The sequence below is a fragment of the Flavobacterium supellecticarium genome, assembly GCF_004801375.1.
GTDB lineage: Bacteria > Bacteroidota > Bacteroidia > Flavobacteriales > Flavobacteriaceae > Flavobacterium > Flavobacterium supellecticarium.
Genome location: NZ_SSNZ01000011.1, coordinates 46,467 through 66,686 on the forward strand (window position 1 = coordinate 46,467; position 20,220 = coordinate 66,686).

The following is a 20,220-nucleotide window of genomic DNA, read 5'->3' on the forward strand; positions in this document are numbered from 1 at the left end:
ATGGAAGCTTTTTTATTATAACGCTATCGGAGTCTTTTCTCTTTATTCTTTATTCTCTAGTCTATTGACAAACCGGGATTTTATTCACACGATTCGCATGACGTCCGCCTTCAAAAGCGGTTGCTAAAAAGGTATCTACCATTTCCACAGCCTGTTGAATTGAGGTAAATCGCGCCGGAATACTGATAATATTCGCATCGTTATGTTGACGCGCTAAAGCTGCAATTTCTTTTGTCCAGCACAATGCCGCACGGATTCCCTGATGTTTGTTAACCGTAATGGCAATACCGTTTCCGCTTCCGCAAATTACAATACCAAAATCGGATCTTCCTTCTGTAACATCCAATGCAACCGGGTGACCGAAATCGGGATAATCCACACTGTCGAAAGTGTCAGTTCCATGATTCATTACCGTATGACCCTGGGCTTCCAGATGTTTTAAAATCGCTTGTTTATAGTCCGGACCGGCATGGTCGTTCCCTATTGAAATTCTCATTGTGTTGTTGTTTATTTGTTTACTGCAAAGTTAGCAAAGAATACTGTTAAACAATTTTTAAATTGGTGTCGTCGTTTAATTTTTTAAGAATCGCCCGTACGGCTTCAATATCATCCGGATGTACTTTTAGTTTAATCCCTCCCAAAGCCTGCGAATACATAGGCGCAATGTTCATCATCGTCTCATTTTCAAAAAAATAACGGATTTCCTGTTGCTCCAATAAATGTTTTAGCACGGCAATTTCGTGCGGATAATCAAAAACGGCTACCGTAACAAATTCATTCATCGTTTAAAGGTTTTGCTAAAGATACAAAAGTTATTATTTCTATAATTCTTATTCTTTCTTCCCCGATTGTGAATACTAATTCGTAATTTTAGCAGTATATTAGAAAAGAATTTATGAGTAAGAAACACAAAAAGTTAGGCAACAAAGGGAAAGACTTTTCTGCAAAAATCTTTAAAATACTTTCCAAAGATCCTAACAAAACATTCAACTACAAACAAATAGCTGCTGTTCTGGAACTGAATGATACCCAAAGTCGGAATGAAATCATCAAAGAATTAAAATACCTTACCGCCAAAGAAAAGATAGAAGAAGTGGACCGCGGTAAATACCGTATCATCACAAAAGCCGATTATTTTGAAGGTGTAATCGATATGACCAGCCGAAAAACAGCTTATTTTGTTTGTCCGGATCTGGAAGATGATGTCTTTATTCCAACCAATAATCTGAACCATTCTTTAGATGGGGATAAAGTAAAAATTTATATCTACAATCGTAGAAAAGGACGAAGACCGGAAGGAGAAGTTGTTGAAATTATCGAACGCAAAAAAACCGATTTTGTAGGTGTGATCGATATCCAAAAGAACTTTGCTTTTGTGACGTCGGCCAATCCGAAAATGTATACCGATATCTTTATCCCGAAAGAAAAAATGGGAGAGGCGCAAAACGGCGATGTCGTTCTGGTTCATATCGAAGACTGGCCGGCTAAAGCTGACAGCCCGTTTGGGGTGGTTACAAAAGTGCTTGGAAAACCAGGTGAACACAATACCGAAATCCATGCGATCCTGGCTGAATACGGACTTCCGTATGATTTCCCTGTAGAAGTAGAGGTCTATGCCAAAAAACTGGACACTTCCATTCAGGAAAGCGAAATTCTAAAGCGTCGCGATATGCGGAATACGCTTACGTTTACGATCGACCCGAAAGATGCTAAGGATTTTGATGATGCCTTGTCGTTCGAGAAACTTCCAAACGGAAACTATGAAATCGGAATCCATATTGCCGATGTTTCGCATTATGTTCAGGAAGGAACCGTATTGGACGATGAAGCCTACCAACGTGCGACTTCCGTTTATTTGGTCGATCGGGTAGTACCGATGCTTCCGGAAGTGCTTTCTAATTTTGCCTGTTCACTACGTCCACATGAGGAAAAATATACCTTCTCAGCTGTTTTTGAATTGAATGAAAAAGCCGAATTGGTCAACCAATGGTTTGGTCGAACAGTAACTTATTCCGATCAGCGTTTTGCTTATGAAGAAGCACAACACATTATCGAAACCAAAGGAAATCAGATTCCAGCCGAAATTTCGCTTACCGGAAACGAGTATACCGTAGATGCACCTATTGTGGAAGCGACGCTAAAATTAAACGAGCTGGCTAAAATCCTTAGAAAAAAACGAATGCAAAACGGGGCTATTTCGTTCGATAAAGTAGAAGTGAAATTCCACCTAAACGAAAATGCCGAACCAACCGGAGTGTACTTTAAAGTCGCTAAGGATGCCAACCATCTGATCGAAGAATTTATGTTGCTGGCCAATAGAAAAGTGGCAGAATTTATCGGAAAACAAAAGAAAACATTTGTGTATCGTATCCACGACGAACCGGATCAGGATAAGTTGATCAACTTACAAACTGTGATTTCTAAATTCGGTTATTCGCTTAATTTCAAATCCAAGGATTCGATTTCAAAATCCCTGAATACGTTATTGGAAGATGTACAGGGTAAAAAAGAACAAAATCTGGTGGATACACTGGCGATTCGAAGTATGAGTAAGGCCAGTTATTCAACCGAAAACATAGGTCACTACGGACTTGCTTTTGATTATTATTCGCATTTTACATCACCAATTCGTCGTTATCCCGATGTTATGGCACACCGTTTGCTACAACATTATCTCGATGGCGGTGCGTCGGCCGATGCGGAAGTATACGAAGAAAAATGTATGCATTCCTCTACCATGGAAAGTCTGGCAGCCAATGCCGAACGCGACAGTATCAAGTATATGCAGGTGAAGTATATGCAGGATCATAAAGACGAAGAGTTTTTGGGCGTTATTTCCGGTGTGACCGAATGGGGTATTTATGTGGAAATTATTGAAAATAAGTGTGAAGGTATGGTGCGTATCCGCGAAATCCGCGACGATTACTATACATTCGACGAAAAGCAATATGCTCTAGTTGGCGAAATATCACATAACATAATCCAATTGGGCGACGAAGTCATCGTAAAAGTGAAAAATGCCGATCTGGTTAAAAAACAACTGGATTTTCATTTTATCAAAAAGAAAGATTCGTAACATTTTAAAAACAGAAAACGATGCTAAAAACAACTTTTAAGAACAGTTTCGCAATAGTCACATTCCTATTGGCAACGCAGTTTGGTTTTGCTCAGGTGACTAAAAACGTAGGTGATTTTACAGCGGTAAAAGTATTCGATAAAATTTCGGCTCAATTAGTTCCTTCTTCCGAAAGCAAAATTGAATTAAAAGGTCAAGGTGCTGAAAAAGTGGAAATTGTAAACAAAAATGGCGATTTAAAAATCCGTATGCCGTTGGATAAATTCCTAAAAGGGGAAGACATCACCGCAATTATTTACTGTAAAAATGTAGAAAGTATCGAAGCCAGCGAAGGTGCTTATGTTTCCAGTGATGCTACTTTAAAAGGCGTGGATTTTACCGTGAATGCCAATAAAGGCGGTCAAATTAAAGTGGCTTTGGATGTTAAAAAAGCGGGTATTCGTGCTACTACAGGCGGAATCGTTAAACTGAGTGGTAAAGCCGAAAATCAAGATATTGTGATCAACTCTGGTGGTATTGTAAATGCCAAAACTTTTGAAACGTCGCAAACAACTGTTGCGGTGAATGCTGGTGGCGAAGCCGATGTTTTTGCAACCGATTTGGTTGATGCCAAAACTAGAGCAGGAGGAGACATTACCATTTACGGAAATCCGAAAAAAGTGAATCAGAAAACATTTGCCGGTGGAAATATCGACGTCATTAAAAAATAATTCCACTACAACTGAAACAAAATAGCAAAAATCCCGACTCGTTAGTAGTTGGGATTTTTTTATATAATAACCCCGCTTTCCGGTCGATTTGAGACAATCGTTTTAAACCTATCGGATTTTTTAAACTATATTTGTAATTTAACATTGTAGTAACAGTGTTTTTACGCTTATTCACCTTAAATACCTTTTCATGATAGACGATATTCTTACCGGAATTCCGTTAGGATTCTTTTTAAGTTTTATGATCGGCCCTGTCTTTTTTGTGCTTTTGGAAACCAGTATTACCAAAGGATTTCGCGCGGCCATGTCATTTGACGTTGGAGTAGTCTTAGGGGATATCGTTTTTATTGCTATTGCTTATTTTAGTAGTGTCCGACTGATTCAAAGTATTAAAGACGATCCGGCTTTGTTTATTTTTGGCGGTATTCTGATGTTTACCTATGGTATGATTACCTTTTTTAAACTCCGCAGACAAAGTAAATCCGTTGAAGAAGATGAGGAAGTTGTCGAATTGATCAAAAGAGATTACTTCAGCCTTTTTATCAAGGGATTCCTACTTAATTTTATCAATATCGGGGTTTTAGGATTCTGGCTGGCGATTATCATTACTTTCGGACCAAAACTGGATATGGTGCCTTCCCGTATGTTAACGTTTTTTAGTGCAGTGATTGGTTCCTATTTCATTACGGATATCGGAAAAATCTTGTTAGCCAAACAACTTCGTAAGAAACTGACTCCAGCTAACATTCTGAAAGTTAAAAAATTAAGTAGTATTTTGTTAATCGTTTTCGGATTGGTATTGATGTTCCAGGGATGGTTTCCTAAAGAAAAGGAATTTGTAAAAAATACACTGGAAAAAATAGAAGAGAAAAAATAATAGTAAATTATAGTTATAAAAAAAGAGCGGTTAATATAACCGCTCTTTTTGTTTCCTGAGGCATCGAGCGGATTCGAACCGCTGTGGACGGTTTTGCAGACCGCTGCCTAGCCTCTCGGCCACGATGCCAGTATTGTAGGGCGCAAACTTACTAAAATATTTTGAAATTCAAATTCAATTTCGACATTTTATTGTACTTATTTTATAATGCGCTCGTTTTCAACAGGCTGTTAACTACGGTATTCTTCCATTTGAACCGTAACCGCTTCCACATCGCCGCCAATTGGTGGGTTTAGCTTGGAAACTGCTACTGTAATTCTCGATACTGAAGGAATTTCCTTAAAAATCCGAACCAGAATACGCTTCGCTACATGTTCCAATAATTTCGAACGGATCGCCATTTCTTCCCGGACAATCCGGTTTAAATGTACATAATCGACCGTATCGACCAATTCATCTGTTTCAGACGGCTTCCGCAAATCTGTCTTTACTTCCAAATCCACACTGTAATCCGATCCGATTTTACTTTCTTCTTCCAAACACCCGTGGAACGAAAAGGTTCGGATGTTTTTTAACTTAATGATTCCCATTTTTAAACGTATTCGATAATAGATTAGTCCTTCGACGGATAAAAGTACGAATTTTTAAAGCCATTTTGATAATAACCCTTTAAAGATATACCGACATAAACAACATTTTTGGTAAATTTGCCTTTCTAATTTTATTTTATGTCAACAAAAGAAAAATCATTAAATTTTATCGAACAAATCATTGAGGAAGATTTAAAAAATGGTTTATCTCAAGATAAATTGCGATTCCGTTTTCCACCGGAACCTAATGGCTATTTACACATTGGTCATGCCAGTTCCATATGTCTTAATTTTGGATTAGGATTGGATTATCAGGCGCCGGTTAACCTGCGTTTTGATGATACCAACCCGGCTAAAGAGGAGCAGGAATACGTAGATGCAATCAAAAAAGACGTACAATGGTTAGGATACCAATGGGCAGAAGAATGTTATGCTTCCGACTATTTTCAACAATTGTATGACTGGACTGTAGCGCTGATCAAAAAAGGAAAAGCCTATGTCGACAGTCAGACTTCGGAAGAAATGGCCAAACAAAAAGGAACGCCTACACAAGCGGGTGTTGATAGTCCGTACCGAAACCGTTCGGTAGAAGAAAACCTGGATTTATTCGAACGAATGAAAAACGGTGAATTCGAAGAAGGTACGCATATTTTAAGAGCCAAAATTGATATGGCTTCTACCAACATGCTAATGCGTGATCCGATCATGTATCGTATTTTACACAAACACCACCACAGAACCGGTGAAAAATGGTGTATCTATCCGATGTACGACTGGGCACATGGTGAAAGCGATTACCTGGAGCAAATCTCACATTCGTTCTGTACACTGGAATTTTTACCTCACCGCGAATTGTACGACTGGTTTTTAGATCAGATTATTGATACCGACAAAGTACGTCCGAAACAACGTGAATTTGCACGTAGAAATCTTTCGCACACCGTCGTTAGTAAGCGTAAATTACTACAATTGGTTCAGGAAGGACATGTTACCGGATGGGACGATCCTAGAATGTCGACCATTTCCGGAATGCGCAGAAGAGGGTATACACCAACTGCCATCCGTAATTTTGCTGATACAATTGGTATTGCCAAACGCGATAACCTGATTGACGTTTCCTTACTGGAATTCTGCGTTCGCGAAGATCTAAACAAAACGGCACCACGCGTAATGGCCGTATTGGATCCGGTTAAACTGATCCTTACCAATTATCCAGAAGGAAAAGAGGAGTGGTTGGATGCCGAAAACAATCAGGAAGAAGAAATAATGACCTATAGAAAAGTGCCTTTTTCAAAAGAATTATATATTGAAAGAGAGGACTTTTTAGAAGAAGCGAACAGTAAATTTTTCCGTTTGACCCTTGGAAAAGAAGTGCGTTTAAAAAATGCCTATATCATTAAAGGGGAAAGCGTGGTTAAAGATGCTGATGGAAATATTACCGAAATTCATGCTACTTATGATGAAGACAGTAGAAGTGGAAGCGGTTCGGAAGCAAGTCAGCGTAAAGTAAAAGGTACCATTCACTGGGTATCGGTTGCGCATGCTGTTCCGGCTGAGATCCGAATCTACGACCGTTTGTTTTCACATGAAAACCCGGATGGTAATAAAGAGATTAATTTCAAAGAGTTTTTAAATCCTAATTCATTGGAAATCATTACCGGATACCTGGAACCTAGCCTGAAAACGGCAGTCGATGGTGACCGATTCCAATTCCAACGTTTGGGATATTTCTGTGTAGATCGCGACACTACTGCTGATAAACTGGTTTTTAACAAAACCGTTGGCCTTCGCGATACATGGGCAAAAGTGGAAAGTAAAGAATAAAGTTATGTTAGATCATTTTTTTGGAGAACAGGCCGTAGCCAATGTATATTTATATTCGGCTCCGTTGCATATCCTAATCATCTTATTTGAAATGTTTTACAGCTATTCGCATAAAAAGCATTTTTATAATACGAAAGATACGCTTACCAATATTTATATGGCTTGTCTGAACTATGGTTTGGACATTATCATGAAAGCCTTTGCTATTGGGGTTATGTTCTACTTTTACGAACACCGCATTTTCGATCTGGAATACAGCAGTGTTTGGTATTGGATTGGTGTTTTCCTTTTACAGGATTTTGCCTACTATGTCCATCATTATGTAGATCATCACTCCAGAATGTTCTGGGCTGTACACGTAACGCATCATAATTCCGGTTATTTTAATATTACCACCGGATTTCGATCACCGGTTTTACAACCTTTATACCGCTATTTGTTCTTTTCGCCAATAGCCTTTTTAGGTTTTAATCCGTGGCATATTATGGCCGCTTATGCGATTATTCAGATCTACGGAACCTGGGTACATACCAAAACCGTAAAAAGTATGGGTATTTTAGAATGGATTTTGGTTACACCATCCCATCACAGAGTACACCATGCTTCGAATGCGCGTTACCTGGATCGTAATATGGGAATGGGATTAATTATCTGGGATCGTATTTTTGGAACTTTTGAAAAAGAAGATCCGAATTATGAAGAAGTGCGTTTCGGACTTACTTCCGAAATTGAAGATAAAGGACCCCTTAATATTGTATTCCACGAATGGAAAGATATCTGGCGGGATGCTTCTCAACCGGATATTAAATTTTCCGATCGTCTAAAATATATTTTTTATCCTCCGGGATGGTCACATACCGGAGATTTTAAAACATCTGCCAAACTTCGGGCTGAAGAAAGAGCAAATAGACAAAAATGATAAAGGGCTTCTTTTTAGAAGCTCTTTTCTATTATATATTATATCGATTAAAATTATAATTATTATTTTTAAAATCTATTAAAAATGACTTTATAAAACGCTGTTAAATCCATTATCTTTTTTGGTTAAATAGATTTTGCATCTCTAAAAAAATACGTATTTAAAAAGCTTTTAATTTCATTATTTTAAAAAACAAGTTTTTATTAACGACTTATTAACGTATTTATGAATATTAAATTCGTAAGTTTATAATTATTAATTTTTAAAAAGTGAGATTATGTCTAATAACACAGGTAACACATTATTGGCACTTTTAGCCGGAGCAGCTATCGGTGCCGGTGTCGGAATTTTATTTGCTCCCGATAAAGGATCTAAAACCCGAAGAAAAATTAAAGATGGTTTCGACAAGGAAAGAGATCACTTACGAGACAAGTTTAACGAGGCAACCCATAACCTCAAACATAAATTTAGCAGAGCCAAAATGGATTTGGAAAGTGAATTTGATCATTTAGTATCTAATGTTGATCATAAAACCGAAGACGTTATTGCTACGTTGGAAAGAAAATTAGAAGATCTTAAAAAACAGCACGCTAAAGCAACTAAATAAAGTAGGCTATGGCTTTTGAAAAATTAAAAGAAAATACCGAACAAATTCAGGATAATGCCAAAGCATTATTCGACTCCAACGTGGCTTACTATAAACTATGGTTTTTTAAAGTCGCCATGAAGTCAACAACAATGATACTTAAAATTTTCCTTTTGAGTATCTTCCTGATGTTGATGGTACTTTTCTTGTCTATAGCCGGTGCCTTTGCTTTAGGTAATATGTTGGGTAGTTATGCACTCGGTTTCTTAATTGTGGGTGTCATTTATCTGATCCTTTGTATCGTGGTTTACTATATCAAAGATAAAATCGTGGAAGGCCCGATACTGGAAAAATTTTCCGAATTCTTTTTTAATGATTAACTATGGAAAGAAAAAAATATTCGTCATATGATGAAATCAACCGTGAACTGGAAATCTTAAAAGTACAGAAAGAACTGGATTACAGACGTTTGGTCTATGCAGTCGAAAAAACACGGGATGATCTTACACCAGGAGTATTTACTTCCGGAGTGGTTCGTTCCATAGGTTCATTTTTTACGAAATCGGGAACAATTCAAAATCTATTAATCGGTTTTATTTTTAACCGGTTATTCAAATAAAAAAGCGGCTAATGCCGCTTTTTTTGTTTTATTTATTCCGTTTCCGGTAATGCTGTGGTATCATAATGATCCGGACGTTGGAAATCATCATTCGATTTCTTCTTTCCCTGCGCTTTTTTCATCGCTTCACCAACCTGATTCGATGCTGTAAAAGAAGCTACCATGTTGTTTAACATATCACTTCCGGCTTGTGGTGAGTTCGGTAATAAAATCAAATTCGAATTCGTATCCGATCCGATTGCCTGTAACGTATCATAATGTTGGGTTACAACGATTAATGCTGAGGCTTCCTGAGAGTTGATTCCTACTTTATTTAATACATCCACACTTTCTACCAATCCGCGCGCAATTTCACGTCGCTGATCGGCAATACCCTGACCTTGTAAACGCTTACTTTCGGCTTCGGCTTTCGCTTTGGCTACAATACGAATTCTACTGGCTTCCGCTTCATATTCTGCAGCTGTTTTTTCACGATCGGCGGCATTAATACGGTTCATCGCATTTTTTACCTGAATATCCGGATCGATATCGGTAATTAGCGTGTTGATAATATCATATCCATATGTTGTCATCGCTTCATTTAACTCACGTTTTACAGCGATCGCAATGTCGTCTTTTCTTTCAAAAACATCGTCTAATTTTAATTTCGGTACTTCAGCACGCACTACGTCAAATACATACGACGTAATCTGATCGTGCGGATATTCCAGTTTATAAAACGCATCGTACACTTTTTCCTGAATTACTTTAAACTGAACGGAAACTTTCATTTTAACGAATACGTTATCTTTTGTTTTCGTTTCAATGATCACATCTAACTGCTGGATTCTTAAATTCACTTTACCGGCAATACGGTCAATAACCGGAATTTTTAATTGTAATCCGGAATGACGGATGCTGTTGAATTTTCCAAAACGTTCCACTATCGCGGATGTTTGCTGTTTAACCGTGAAAAACGAGGCTAAAAAGAGAAATACGAGAATAACAATAATAAAGTAACTAAACATAAAATGTAGTTTTTAATGGTTTATTCGGTTAAGATACGAAATTCTATAAAAAAACCTCCTAAAAAGGAGGTTTGGTCATTATAAAGTACTAATCGCTTTTTGAATTCGTTGTACGGTTTCTTCTTTTCCGATCATTTCGACAATATCGAACAAATGTGGGCCTTTTAAGGCGCCTACAAGGCTTAAACGGAACGGTTGCATTACTTTACCCATTCCAATCTCGTTTTTGGCCATCCAGTCCTTTACAATCGTTTCAATATTGACCGAAGTAAAGTCACCTATGTTTTCAACAACTGAAACCAATTCCTGCATAATAGAACCGGTGTCTTCTTTCCAGTTTTTAGCAGCTTTTTCATCGTAGGTAGCTGGAGCTACAAAAAAGAAATCCGATAAGTCGTATAAGTCGGTTACAAAAGTAGCGCGCTCTTTTACCAGTCCTACTACTTTTTCAACATAAGCGATGTCTTTGTTAATTCCTTTTTCTTTTAAAATACCATCAAATGCTAAAGCAAGAGAAGCATCCGATTGTTGTACCAGATAATGGTGGTTGAACCATTTGTTTTTTTCCGGATCGAATTTCGCACCGGCCTTGTGTACACGTCCTAAATCAAACTTCGCTACCAATTCATCCAATGTGAATAACTCCTGATCGGTTCCGTCGTTCCATCCTAATAAAGCCAGGAAGTTAACAACTGCGCCCGGGAAAAATCCTTTTTCGCGATATCCCGACGATTTTTCTCCCGAAACCGGATCGTTCCAATCCAATGGAAATACAGGAAATCCTAGTTTATCACCATCTCGTTTGGAAAGTTTTCCATTTCCAACCGGTTTTAAAATTAACGGTAAGTGTGCAAATTTTGGTGCTTCCCATCCGAAAGCTTTGTATAACAATTCGTGTAAGGGTAGAGAAGGTAACCATTCTTCTCCACGAATCACATGAGACGTTTCCATTAAATGGTCGTCTACAATATTCGCCAAGTGATAGGTTGGCATTCCGTCACTTTTAAACAATACTTTATCGTCTAATAAGTTGGTATCAAATTTAATATCGCCACGGATGATATCATTCAGGTGTAAGGTTTCTCCAACTGGTGTTTTAAAACGGATCACATATTCTTCACCATTGTTAATACGCTCCGCAACTTTTTCGGCCGAATGGGTAAGTGAATTATCCAATTGCTCGCGAACCGTATGGTTGTAGATAAAGGTTTTTCCGTCCTGTTCGGCGGTTTTACGCAGATTATCCAGGCTTTCGGCCGTGTCAAAAGCATAATACGCCCAACCACTGTTAATAAGTTGGTCGGCATATCCCTTGTAAAGTTCTTTACGTTCACTCTGACGGTACGGTCCGAATTTTTCATTTTTACCAATTGTTTCATCCGGTGCAATACCTAACCATTCCAAAGCTTCCATAATATATGCTTCCGCTCCGGGTACAAAACGGTTCTGGTCGGTATCTTCTATCCGAAGGTAAAACGTACCACCGTGTTTTTTAGCAAATAAATAATTAAATAAAGCGGTTCTAACGCCTCCTATATGTAAAGGTCCTGTAGGACTGGGTGCAAATCGCACACGAACTGGCTTTGACATTTTTTAAAAATTTTACGCAAAGATACAATTATGCTTTTTCCCTTCGAATTATTTTATCCGATACTGTTTATAAATAGGTTCATTTGCTGTTTATCCTATCTGAAAAGTATTTTTCGCAATCTTTCCCGATAAAAATACCTTTGTTTTATCAAATAGATAACGTTCTTTAAAATATACTATAGTATCTAAGGTAATTAACAAATCGAAATTGCCGATTATTCAATATAAATACCTGTAAATCAGTAAACTTTATATCATTTTAACATTAAAAATAAGCTATGTTAATACAAATTTACATAGTATTGATTTTCAGTTAATTATAAGTTAACACAGATTGTTTATAACTTTAGATAGAAAATTATAAAAGATTTTTGGTTGTATCCTAAAATTTGCTAATCCAAAACCCAGATGAATTTACCAAATCTATTTTTTAAAATTTGTTTTGAAATTATGAATAGATAGTCAACAGTTATTAACAGAAATTAACAAGTAAACTTATTAATAAAAATAAGTATAAACGGTTTATCCACCATTGTTAATAACGTTTTAAAAAGACTTCATTTCTAAAGCTTTATCGATAAACAACACTGTTAATAAAACCGGATAAAATTGTATAACTCCAAAATAAGAAGAAAAATTTAAAAGTTATTGCCACTATTAACAAGCTATAATAACAAACAAATTTTTTAAAATTTTTAAAAGATCTTTTTTTATTATTTTAATGTTTGTTGACAACTTCTTTGAATTAATTCCTTTCTCTTGTTTCTTCCTTCTTTATGCTTTCCTCTCCAAACGTTGTTCCTTCTGTAAAATAGTTAATTCCTGTTTCGATTAAAATTGTAATTTTATCGGTTATAAACAAATTTTGATAATTTGGAAACGAAAGAACTAATATTTCAAAAGCTTGAAGACTTTATAAAAAAGTTTTATACGAACGAATTGCTAAAAGGAATTATTCTTTTTACCGGTTTTGGTTTGCTGTATTTTATCGTCACGTTGCTCGTGGAACATTTTTTATGGCTTTCACCAAAGGGTAGAACGGTCTTGTTCTGGCTATTCATTTTGGTTGAACTTTTCTTTTTGCTACGGTTTATTTTGTTTCCATTGTTTAAACTTTTCAAATTACAAAAGGGAATCGATTATAAACAGGCCTCATTAATTATTGGAAATCACTTTTCGGAAGTAAATGATAAGCTTACCAATTTTTTACAGCTGTATGGACAAAGTGATCAATCGGAATTATTATTGGCTTCGATCGAACAAAAAGCGATATCATTAAAACCGGTTCCGTTTGGGAATGCGATTAACTTTAAAAAGAATACCAAATATCTTCCATATGCTATAATCCCGTTGTTGGTTTTATTATTTTTTATGGTTTCCGGAAATTCAAATCTGATAACGGAAAGTTTGGATCGGGTAGTCCATTACAAAAAAGAATATACGCCACCAGCTCCTTTTAGTTTTCAGATTATCAATAAAAATTTAACTGCCGAACAAGGTCAGGATTTTTTATTACAGGTAAAGACTAATGGAAATGTGATTCCCGAAAATGCTATGATTGCCATCGGTAATGAAAATTATTATTTGGAAACGGTACGACCGGGTGTTTTTCAATATCAGTTTGACAAGATTGCTAAGAATACCGATTTTAAATTGTTTGCTAACGAAGTTGTTTCGAATACCTACCAGTTGAATGTGGTGGCTGTTCCAACGATTGCTAATTTTGAAATCGTTTTGAATTTTCCATCTTATCTCGGAAAAAAAACGGAATTGATTCAGGGTAGTGGCAATGCCATCGTACCGGAAGGAACAACTATTACCTGGAAAGTCAATGCATTGGCAACGAGTAAAGTCGTTTGGAAAGATGCTACGGTTAATGATGCGTTTACGCGCAATGAAAATCAATTTAGTTTATCCAAAAGAATACTTCAAAATACAGAATATCAAATAGTTACTTCAAATGAAAAAGTAACCGATCACGAAAAATTGCAGTATCAGATTACTACGGTTAAGGATCAGTTTCCGACTATTTCGGTACAATCGGCTCCGGATTCGTTAAAATTAAAAAAGAATATGGTTATTGGTCAGGTTTCCGATGATTATGGATTGACAAAATTACACGTGGTGTATTATCCGAAAGAAAAACCCACTCAGGTTTCTCGTGGAACCATTCCGGTAAAACGTGAAACATTTGATCAGTTTGTATATACCTTTCCAAATGGTTTAACGATTCAACCGGGAGTGGAATACGATTATTATTTTGAGATTTTTGATAACGATGCGATTCACAATTTTAAAAGTTCGAAGTCTTCTGTCTTTTCACACCGTGAGTTAACGACCGAGGAAAAAGAGGATCAGATTTTACAGGAGCAGAATAGTAATATCAACAGTCTTGAAAAGTCCATTAAAAATCAGGATAAGCAATTATCAGAACTGGATAAATTACAGAAATTAGGAAAAGAGAAAACCAATCTCGATTTTAAAGATCAAAAAAAAGTTCAGGATTTTATCAACCGTCAGAAGCAACAGGATCAGATGATGAAGGAATTTTCTAAAAAGATGCAGGACAATCTGGAACAATTTAATGCGGAAAAAAAGGATGAGTTTAAAGACGAATTGATGCGCCGATTGGAGAAAAATGAAAAAGAAATTGAAAAAAATGAAAAGCTTTTAAAAGAGCTGGATGAGTTAACGAACAAATTAAAAGAGGAAGAGCTTTTTGAAAAGATTGATAAGTTAAAACAAAATACAAAGGATCAATCCAAAAATCTGGAGCAATTGGTGGAATTAACCAAGCGTTTCTATGTGGAAAAAAAAGCGGAACAGTTAGCGGACAAACTGGATAAGTTAAGTGAAAAACAGGATAAACTTTCCGATAGTAAGGATAACAATAAAAAAGAGCAGGATAAGATCAACGAAGATTTTAATAAGCTGCAGGAAGATCTTCGCGATCTCGAAAAACAAAATCAGGATTTAAAAGCACCGATGGATATCCCTTCGAACAAAGAGGAGGAGAAAGGAATCAAAGAAGATATGAAAAATGCTTCGGAGGAATTGCAAAAGCAAAACCAATCGAAAGCAAAACCAAAGCAAAAATCGGCTTCTCAGAAAATGAAAAAGATGGCACAGCAAATGCAGTCGTCTATGGAATCTGGTGAAATGGACCAGTTGGAAGAAGATACCAAAATGTTACGTCAGATTCTGGATAATCTATTAGCTTTTTCGTTTTCGCAGGAAAGTCTGATGAAAAATTTTAAATCGTCCGGCGATCGTAGTCTTGGTTTTAATAAGATGTTGAAAAAGCAACAGGATTTAAAACTACAGTTCAAACATGTTGATGACAGCCTTTTTGCTATGTCGTTGCGTAATCCTAAAATCACTGAGATGATCACGAATGAAGTTGGTAATGTACATTACAACATTGATAAATCACTAACCAATTTTACCGATAATAACATTGGTCGTGGTGTTTCGCACCAGCAGTATACGATTACGGCTTCGAATAAATTAGCTGATTTTTTAAGTGATGTGATGAATCAAATGCAGATGGAAATGCAAATGCAATCGTCCGGTCAAGGTAAAGGGAAACCAAAACCGGGTAGTAAGGGTAGTGGTATGCAGTTACCGGACATCATCAAAAAGCAGGAAGGGCTAAGTGAAAAGATGAAAGAGGGAATGAAAAAAGGAAAAGGGGAAAAACCTGGCGATGGCAAACCGAATAAAGGAGGTAAAGACGGTAAGGAAGGTTCCGATGGCAAAGACGGAAATGATGGGGAAGGTGATGCAGGAGAAATCCTTGAAATTTATAAAGAGCAACAACGACTTCGGGAAGCATTACAAAAGGCTTTGGAAAAAGAAGGAATGGGAGGTAATGGCCAGAATGCGCTCAATCAAATGAAGGATATCGAAAAGCAATTATTAAATAAAGGCTTTAAAAATGAAACCTTACAACGGATGTTAAACTTGAAGCATGAGCTATTAAAATTAGATAACGCGATTCAGCAACAAGGGGAAGAAAACAAAAGGCAATCGCAAACCAATAAAAAAGAATTTAATGGTTCTGGTAATCAATTACCTGCTGCTTTAAAAGAATATTTAAATAGTGTTGAAATTTTAAATAGACAAAGCTTACCTTTGCGCCCAAATTTTAACCAGAAGGTTCAAAACTATTTTAAGAAAGATGATTAGTTTTAATTACGAAACCGATTTCGCCTTAGAAAATGAAACGGCTTATGAAGAATGGATTACTACGGTAATCGAATCGGAAAATAAGCACGAAGGAGAAATCAATTATATATTTTGTGACGATGAGTATTTGCATAAAATCAATGTAGAATACCTCGATCACGACACGCTTACAGATATTATCAGCTTTGATTACACTGTAGGAAACGAATTACACGGAGATATTTTTATTTCCGTGGAACGGGTGCAGGATAATGCAGCTGATTTTAATGTTTCTTTTGATGAAGAAATGAAAAGAGTGATGATTCACGGTATATTACATTACTGTGGATACAAAGATAAATCCGAAAAGGACGAACTTTTGATGCGTGCTAAAGAAGATGAAAAGGTAGCTATGTTCCACGTGGAACATTAAACATCTTAATTCTTTTATAAAGTTTTTATTTGGTTTTCTACTTCTACGTAGCTTTGTAGAAAATATTTTTTAAAATTAATTGAAACAGTAAAATGTTTCACGTGGAACAATGAGTTTATTTCAAGATAAATATGATGTAATCGTAGTGGGTGCCGGTCATGCTGGTTCTGAGGCGGCAGCCTCGGCTGCGAATATGGGATCCAAAACGCTGCTGATTACAATGAGTTTGCAAAACATTGCACAGATGTCGTGTAACCCGGCTATGGGTGGAATTGCAAAAGGACAAATCGTTCGGGAGATTGATGCGTTGGGAGGTTATTCGGGAATTGTATCGGATAAAACAGCGATCCAGTTCAAGATGCTGAACAAATCAAAAGGACCAGCAATGTGGTCGCCACGGGTGCAATCCGACCGTATGCGTTTCGCAGAGGAGTGGCGATTGATGTTGGAACAAACACCAAATCTGGATTTTTATCAGGAAATGGTGTCCGGAATTTTAACCGAAAATGGAAAGATCGTCGGTGTTCGGACTTCGCTTGGAATTGAAATCAAAGCGAAAACAGTAGTGCTAACGAATGGTACTTTTTTAAATGGTTTGATTCATATCGGAGAAAAACAATTTGGTGGTGGACGAGCCGGAGAAAGTGCTGCGCATGGAATCACTGAAGATTTAATAAAGTTAGGATTTACTTCGGGCCGAATGAAAACAGGAACACCACCACGTGTCGATGGTCGTTCACTGGATTATTCGAAAATGGAAATTCAACCGGGGGATGAGAATCCTTCGAAATTTTCGTATCTGGACGTAACAAAACCATTAACGGTTCAGAAACCGTGTCATATGACCTACACTTCGGAACTGGTTCATGATTTGCTTCGTGAAGGTTTCGATCGTTCGCCTATGTTTAATGGGCGAATTAAAAGTTTAGGACCGCGCTATTGCCCGTCGATTGAAGATAAAATCAATCGATTTGCCGATAAAGAACGCCACCAGCTTTTTGTAGAACCGGAAGGATGGAATACAGTAGAAGTATATGTAAACGGATTTTCAACATCATTACCGGAAGATGTACAGTTTAAAGCATTGCGCTCGGTGGTTGGTTTTGAAAATGTAAAATTCTTCCGTCCGGGTTATGCAATCGAATACGATTATTTCCCGCCAACGCAATTAAAGCATACGTTGGAAACAAAATTAATCGAGGGCTTATTTTTTGCCGGACAAATTAATGGAACAACCGGATATGAAGAAGCTGCTTCCCAAGGTTTGATTGCGGGAATGAATGCACACTTAAAAGCATACGACCAGGATCCGTTTGTTTTAAAACGTAACGAGGCGTATATCGGAGTGTTGATTGATGATTTAATTACCAAAGGAACGGAAGAACCATATCGTATGTTTACATCACGTGCCGAATACCGTACGTTATTGCGTCAGGATAATGCTGATTTCCGTTTAACACCTATGTCACATGCCGTTGGTTTGGCTACTGATGCCCGATTAAAACGAATGGAGCAGAAGCAAAGTCAGTCCGACGCTTTTGTTTCGTTTTTTAAAGAAACCAGTGTAAAAGTTGCAGAAGCCAATCCAATTTTGGAAGCTAAAGGTTCAGCGCCTATTTCACAACCGGATAAAATGTTTAAAGTATTTTCCCGTCCACAATTGGATTTGGAAGATATTTTAAAATTCGAAAAAGTAAAAGAATATGTAGCCGAACACGAATTGGATTTGGAAGTAATCGAACAAGCCGAAATCCAGGTAAAATATTCCGGTTATATTGAAAAAGAAAAAAATAATGCCGATAAATTAAACCGACTCGAAGATGTACGTATTCCGGAAAACTTCGATTACGATAAAATAAAATCGCTTTCGTTTGAAGCTCGTGAGAAATTAAAAAAAATTAAACCGATTTCGGTTTCGCAGGCCTCCCGAATCAGTGGCGTTTCGCCAAGTGATGTTTCAGTTTTGTTAGTTCATATGGGACGATAAAAAAATAAACAAAATAAAAACAGCCATGATAGATAAAGTATCTTTGGCTGTTTTTATTTTATGTTCCACGTGAAACTATCCCGCGAAGCCTTATAAATAAAGGAATCTTTAAAAAATAAATTTTTTAGCATTAATGAATTTTTCAAGTAATACCGTTTTTATAAAAGTAAAAGACCATTCCGTTTCTAAAGAAAATTTCGAATTGCTTTTGGATGAAGAGTTACAATTATTAAAAACGACTCCACAACCTGGCCTGGAAAAATTACCGTCTTATTATGAAAGCGATGATTATATTTCACATACCGATGGAAAACGTTCTCTATTCGAAAAAGTATATCATGTCATCAAACGAAAAGCAATTCGTGACAAAGTAAAATTGATAAACTCTTTTCAATCGGAAAAAGGAGCGCTTTTGGATATTGGTGCCGGAACAGGGGATTTTCTTTTGGAAGCACAAAACCAGGGATGGCGTGCGATCGGAATTGAACCTAGTGAAAAAGCAAAAGGAATCGCTATTGGAAAAGGAATTCAATTTGCAGCTACTTTAGAACAATTGGAAAAGGAATCGTTCGATGTGATTACGATGTGGCATGTATTGGAACATGTCCCGGATTTAGAAAATCAGATTGCTACTTTAAAGCGTTTATTAAAACCAACCGGAACTATTATTATTGCCGTACCCAACTATAAATCGTACGATGCAAATTATTACGGCGAATTTTGGGCGGCTTATGATGTGCCAAGACACCTTTGGCATTTTTCGAAAACTTCGATCGAAAAACTTTTTGGGCATCAAAATATCCAACTGGTTAAAATAAAACCGATGCTTTTTGATAGTTTTTATGTTTCCCTTTTATCTGAAAAATATAAAAACGGAAAAATGAATTTTTTAAAAGGTTTTTGGATTGGTTTGCGATCAAATTTAGCGGCAAAGCAAAATTTTGAGTATTCTTCGCATATTTACATCCTTAAAAATAGAAAAAATTAAAATAAAATTAAATAATCCACGATCAAAGGTTAAAATGTGCTATCAGTCGTGGATTTTTTAAAAGTTGCTTAAAACGGCTTATTTAAAGCCGTTTTTTATAAGATTTTCTTATTATCTTTTAAATAACACATAAGAAAATTTTATTGATCAAAAAAAAGATAAAAATCATATTTTAAACTTTCAGTCGTACAACTTTTTGGAACTTTAATACGAATTCTTATTTTTACAAAAATTTTAAAAATCATAATTGATAAAATGAAAAAATCCTTTTTAATTATCGGACTTGCGTTGGCAATGTTTTCTTGCAACAAAGAAGGAGCAGCTACTGCTTCTGGAAATAAAACGGCTTATGTAGATACTTCTAAATTGATAGAAGAAAATCAGGAAGCTAAAGATATTGAGTCAAAATACAAAACCAAGTCGCAGGAAATGGGAAGAGAATTAGAGGGTGAAGCCAAACAATTCCAGTCTGATGCTGCCAATTTCCAAAGAGATGCACAGGTTAAAGGTATGGCCTGGGCACAACAAAAAGGAGCGGAGTTGCAAAAAAGAGAGCAACAAATTAATATGAAACAGCAAGCGATGTTACAAACATTGCAACAGGAAAGTGGTAAAGAAATGGATTCTTTGGTAAAAAGAATTAAAGATTATATCAAAGATTACGGTAAGAAAAATAATTATGAGTATATCTACGGAACGGGTGATGCCGCTACAATCTTATACGGCAAAGAAGGTTTGGATATTACCGAAAAAATCAGCAAAGAATTAAACGATAAGTACAAATCTTCTGATAAAAAAGAAGATAAAACTGAAGAAAAGAAATAATGAAAAGCCTTCCTTGTGAAGG

The 20,220-nt window shown here is 36.5% G+C and carries 18 protein-coding genes and 1 tRNA gene; 13 read left to right on the plus strand and 6 right to left on the minus strand.

What is annotated here, in order from left to right; genetic code table 11:
• Positions 1 to 61: 61 nt before the first annotated feature.
• Positions 62 to 496, minus strand: a complete 435-nt coding sequence (gene rpiB, locus E6C50_RS16435; protein ID WP_136404337.1) for a ribose 5-phosphate isomerase B — start codon at positions 494 to 496, stop codon at positions 62 to 64.
• A 46-nt stretch (positions 497 to 542) separates the two neighbouring features.
• Positions 543 to 782, minus strand: a complete 240-nt coding sequence (locus E6C50_RS16440; RefSeq protein ID WP_136404338.1) for a putative signal transducing protein — start codon at positions 780 to 782, stop codon at positions 543 to 545.
• A gap of 113 nt (positions 783 to 895) precedes the next feature.
• Here E6C50_RS16440 and rnr point away from each other — a divergent pair, with 113 nt between their 5' ends.
• The 3 genes from rnr to E6C50_RS16455 all read left to right on the plus strand — a co-directional run bounded on the left by rnr (position 896) and on the right by E6C50_RS16455 (position 4,663).
• Positions 896 to 3,076, plus strand: coding sequence for a ribonuclease R (gene rnr, locus E6C50_RS16445; protein ID WP_136404339.1), 2,181 nt, complete (start codon positions 896 to 898; stop codon positions 3,074 to 3,076).
• 20 nt (positions 3,077 to 3,096) lie between these two features.
• Positions 3,097 to 3,786 carry a head GIN domain-containing protein gene (locus E6C50_RS16450; protein ID WP_136404340.1) on the plus strand — a complete coding sequence of 230 codons (690 nt, stop codon included), beginning with the start codon at positions 3,097 to 3,099 and terminating at the stop codon, positions 3,784 to 3,786.
• Between the two features lie 190 nt (positions 3,787 to 3,976).
• Positions 3,977 to 4,663, plus strand: coding sequence for a LysE family translocator (locus tag E6C50_RS16455; RefSeq protein WP_136404341.1), 687 nt, complete (start codon positions 3,977 to 3,979; stop codon positions 4,661 to 4,663).
• 58 nt (positions 4,664 to 4,721) lie between these two features.
• Here the strand turns inward: E6C50_RS16455 and E6C50_RS16460 are convergent.
• Positions 4,722 to 4,792: transfer RNA gene (locus E6C50_RS16460), tRNA-Cys, on the minus strand.
• A gap of 101 nt (positions 4,793 to 4,893) precedes the next feature.
• Complete coding sequence (gene folB / locus E6C50_RS16465) at positions 4,894 to 5,253, minus strand: dihydroneopterin aldolase (RefSeq protein ID WP_136404342.1); 360 nt, start codon at positions 5,251 to 5,253, stop codon at positions 4,894 to 4,896.
• Positions 5,254 to 5,391: 138 nt separating this feature from the next.
• Here folB and E6C50_RS16470 point away from each other — a divergent pair, with 138 nt between their 5' ends.
• The 5 genes from E6C50_RS16470 (at position 5,392) to E6C50_RS16490 (ending at position 9,201) form a co-directional block, all read left to right on the plus strand.
• A complete protein-coding gene (locus E6C50_RS16470) occupies positions 5,392 to 7,077 on the plus strand; it encodes a glutamine--tRNA ligase/YqeY domain fusion protein (protein ID WP_136404343.1) in 1,686 nt (561 codons plus the stop codon).
• 4 nt (positions 7,078 to 7,081) lie between these two features.
• Positions 7,082 to 7,996 carry a sterol desaturase family protein gene (locus E6C50_RS16475; RefSeq protein WP_136404344.1) on the plus strand — a complete coding sequence of 305 codons (915 nt, stop codon included), beginning with the start codon at positions 7,082 to 7,084 and terminating at the stop codon, positions 7,994 to 7,996.
• Between the two features lie 277 nt (positions 7,997 to 8,273).
• Entirely contained in the window at positions 8,274 to 8,603 is a 330-nt protein-coding gene (locus E6C50_RS16480; protein ID WP_136404345.1) for a YtxH domain-containing protein, read from the plus strand.
• An 8-nt stretch (positions 8,604 to 8,611) separates the two neighbouring features.
• Positions 8,612 to 8,962, plus strand: a complete 351-nt coding sequence (locus tag E6C50_RS16485) for a phage holin family protein (RefSeq protein ID WP_136404346.1) — start codon at positions 8,612 to 8,614, stop codon at positions 8,960 to 8,962.
• Between the two features lie 2 nt (positions 8,963 to 8,964).
• Positions 8,965 to 9,201, plus strand: coding sequence for a DUF6327 family protein (locus E6C50_RS16490; RefSeq protein WP_136404347.1), 237 nt, complete (start codon positions 8,965 to 8,967; stop codon positions 9,199 to 9,201).
• A 32-nt stretch (positions 9,202 to 9,233) separates the two neighbouring features.
• On the opposite strand, the gene E6C50_RS16495 is transcribed toward E6C50_RS16490, so the two are convergent.
• Positions 9,234 to 10,208 carry an SPFH domain-containing protein gene (locus E6C50_RS16495; RefSeq protein WP_230979027.1) on the minus strand — a complete coding sequence of 325 codons (975 nt, stop codon included), beginning with the start codon at positions 10,206 to 10,208 and terminating at the stop codon, positions 9,234 to 9,236.
• 78 nt (positions 10,209 to 10,286) lie between these two features.
• Complete coding sequence (gene gltX / locus E6C50_RS16500; RefSeq protein WP_136404348.1) at positions 10,287 to 11,798, minus strand: glutamate--tRNA ligase; 1,512 nt, start codon at positions 11,796 to 11,798, stop codon at positions 10,287 to 10,289.
• 873 nt (positions 11,799 to 12,671) lie between these two features.
• On the opposite strand from gltX, the gene E6C50_RS16505 reads away from it, so the two are divergent.
• From E6C50_RS16505 to E6C50_RS16525, 5 genes are all read left to right on the plus strand, one after another.
• A complete protein-coding gene (locus E6C50_RS16505; protein WP_136404349.1) occupies positions 12,672 to 15,986 on the plus strand; it encodes a DUF4175 family protein in 3,315 nt (1,104 codons plus the stop codon).
• A complete protein-coding gene (ybeY, locus tag E6C50_RS16510; protein WP_136404350.1) occupies positions 15,979 to 16,398 on the plus strand; it encodes an rRNA maturation RNase YbeY in 420 nt (139 codons plus the stop codon). Before E6C50_RS16505 ends, ybeY begins: the two co-directional genes overlap by 8 nt.
• Before the next feature lie 109 nt (positions 16,399 to 16,507).
• The gene (gene mnmG / locus E6C50_RS16515) at positions 16,508 to 18,385 is read left to right on the plus strand and encodes a tRNA uridine-5-carboxymethylaminomethyl(34) synthesis enzyme MnmG (protein ID WP_136404351.1); all 1,878 of its coding nucleotides are present in this window, start codon (positions 16,508 to 16,510) and stop codon (positions 18,383 to 18,385) included.
• A gap of 133 nt (positions 18,386 to 18,518) precedes the next feature.
• Positions 18,519 to 19,373, plus strand: coding sequence for a class I SAM-dependent methyltransferase (locus E6C50_RS16520; protein ID WP_136404352.1), 855 nt, complete (start codon positions 18,519 to 18,521; stop codon positions 19,371 to 19,373).
• Positions 19,374 to 19,628: 255 nt separating this feature from the next.
• Positions 19,629 to 20,198, plus strand: a complete 570-nt coding sequence (locus E6C50_RS16525; RefSeq protein ID WP_136404353.1) for an OmpH family outer membrane protein — start codon at positions 19,629 to 19,631, stop codon at positions 20,196 to 20,198.
• The last annotated feature ends 22 nt before the right edge of the window (positions 20,199 to 20,220 follow it).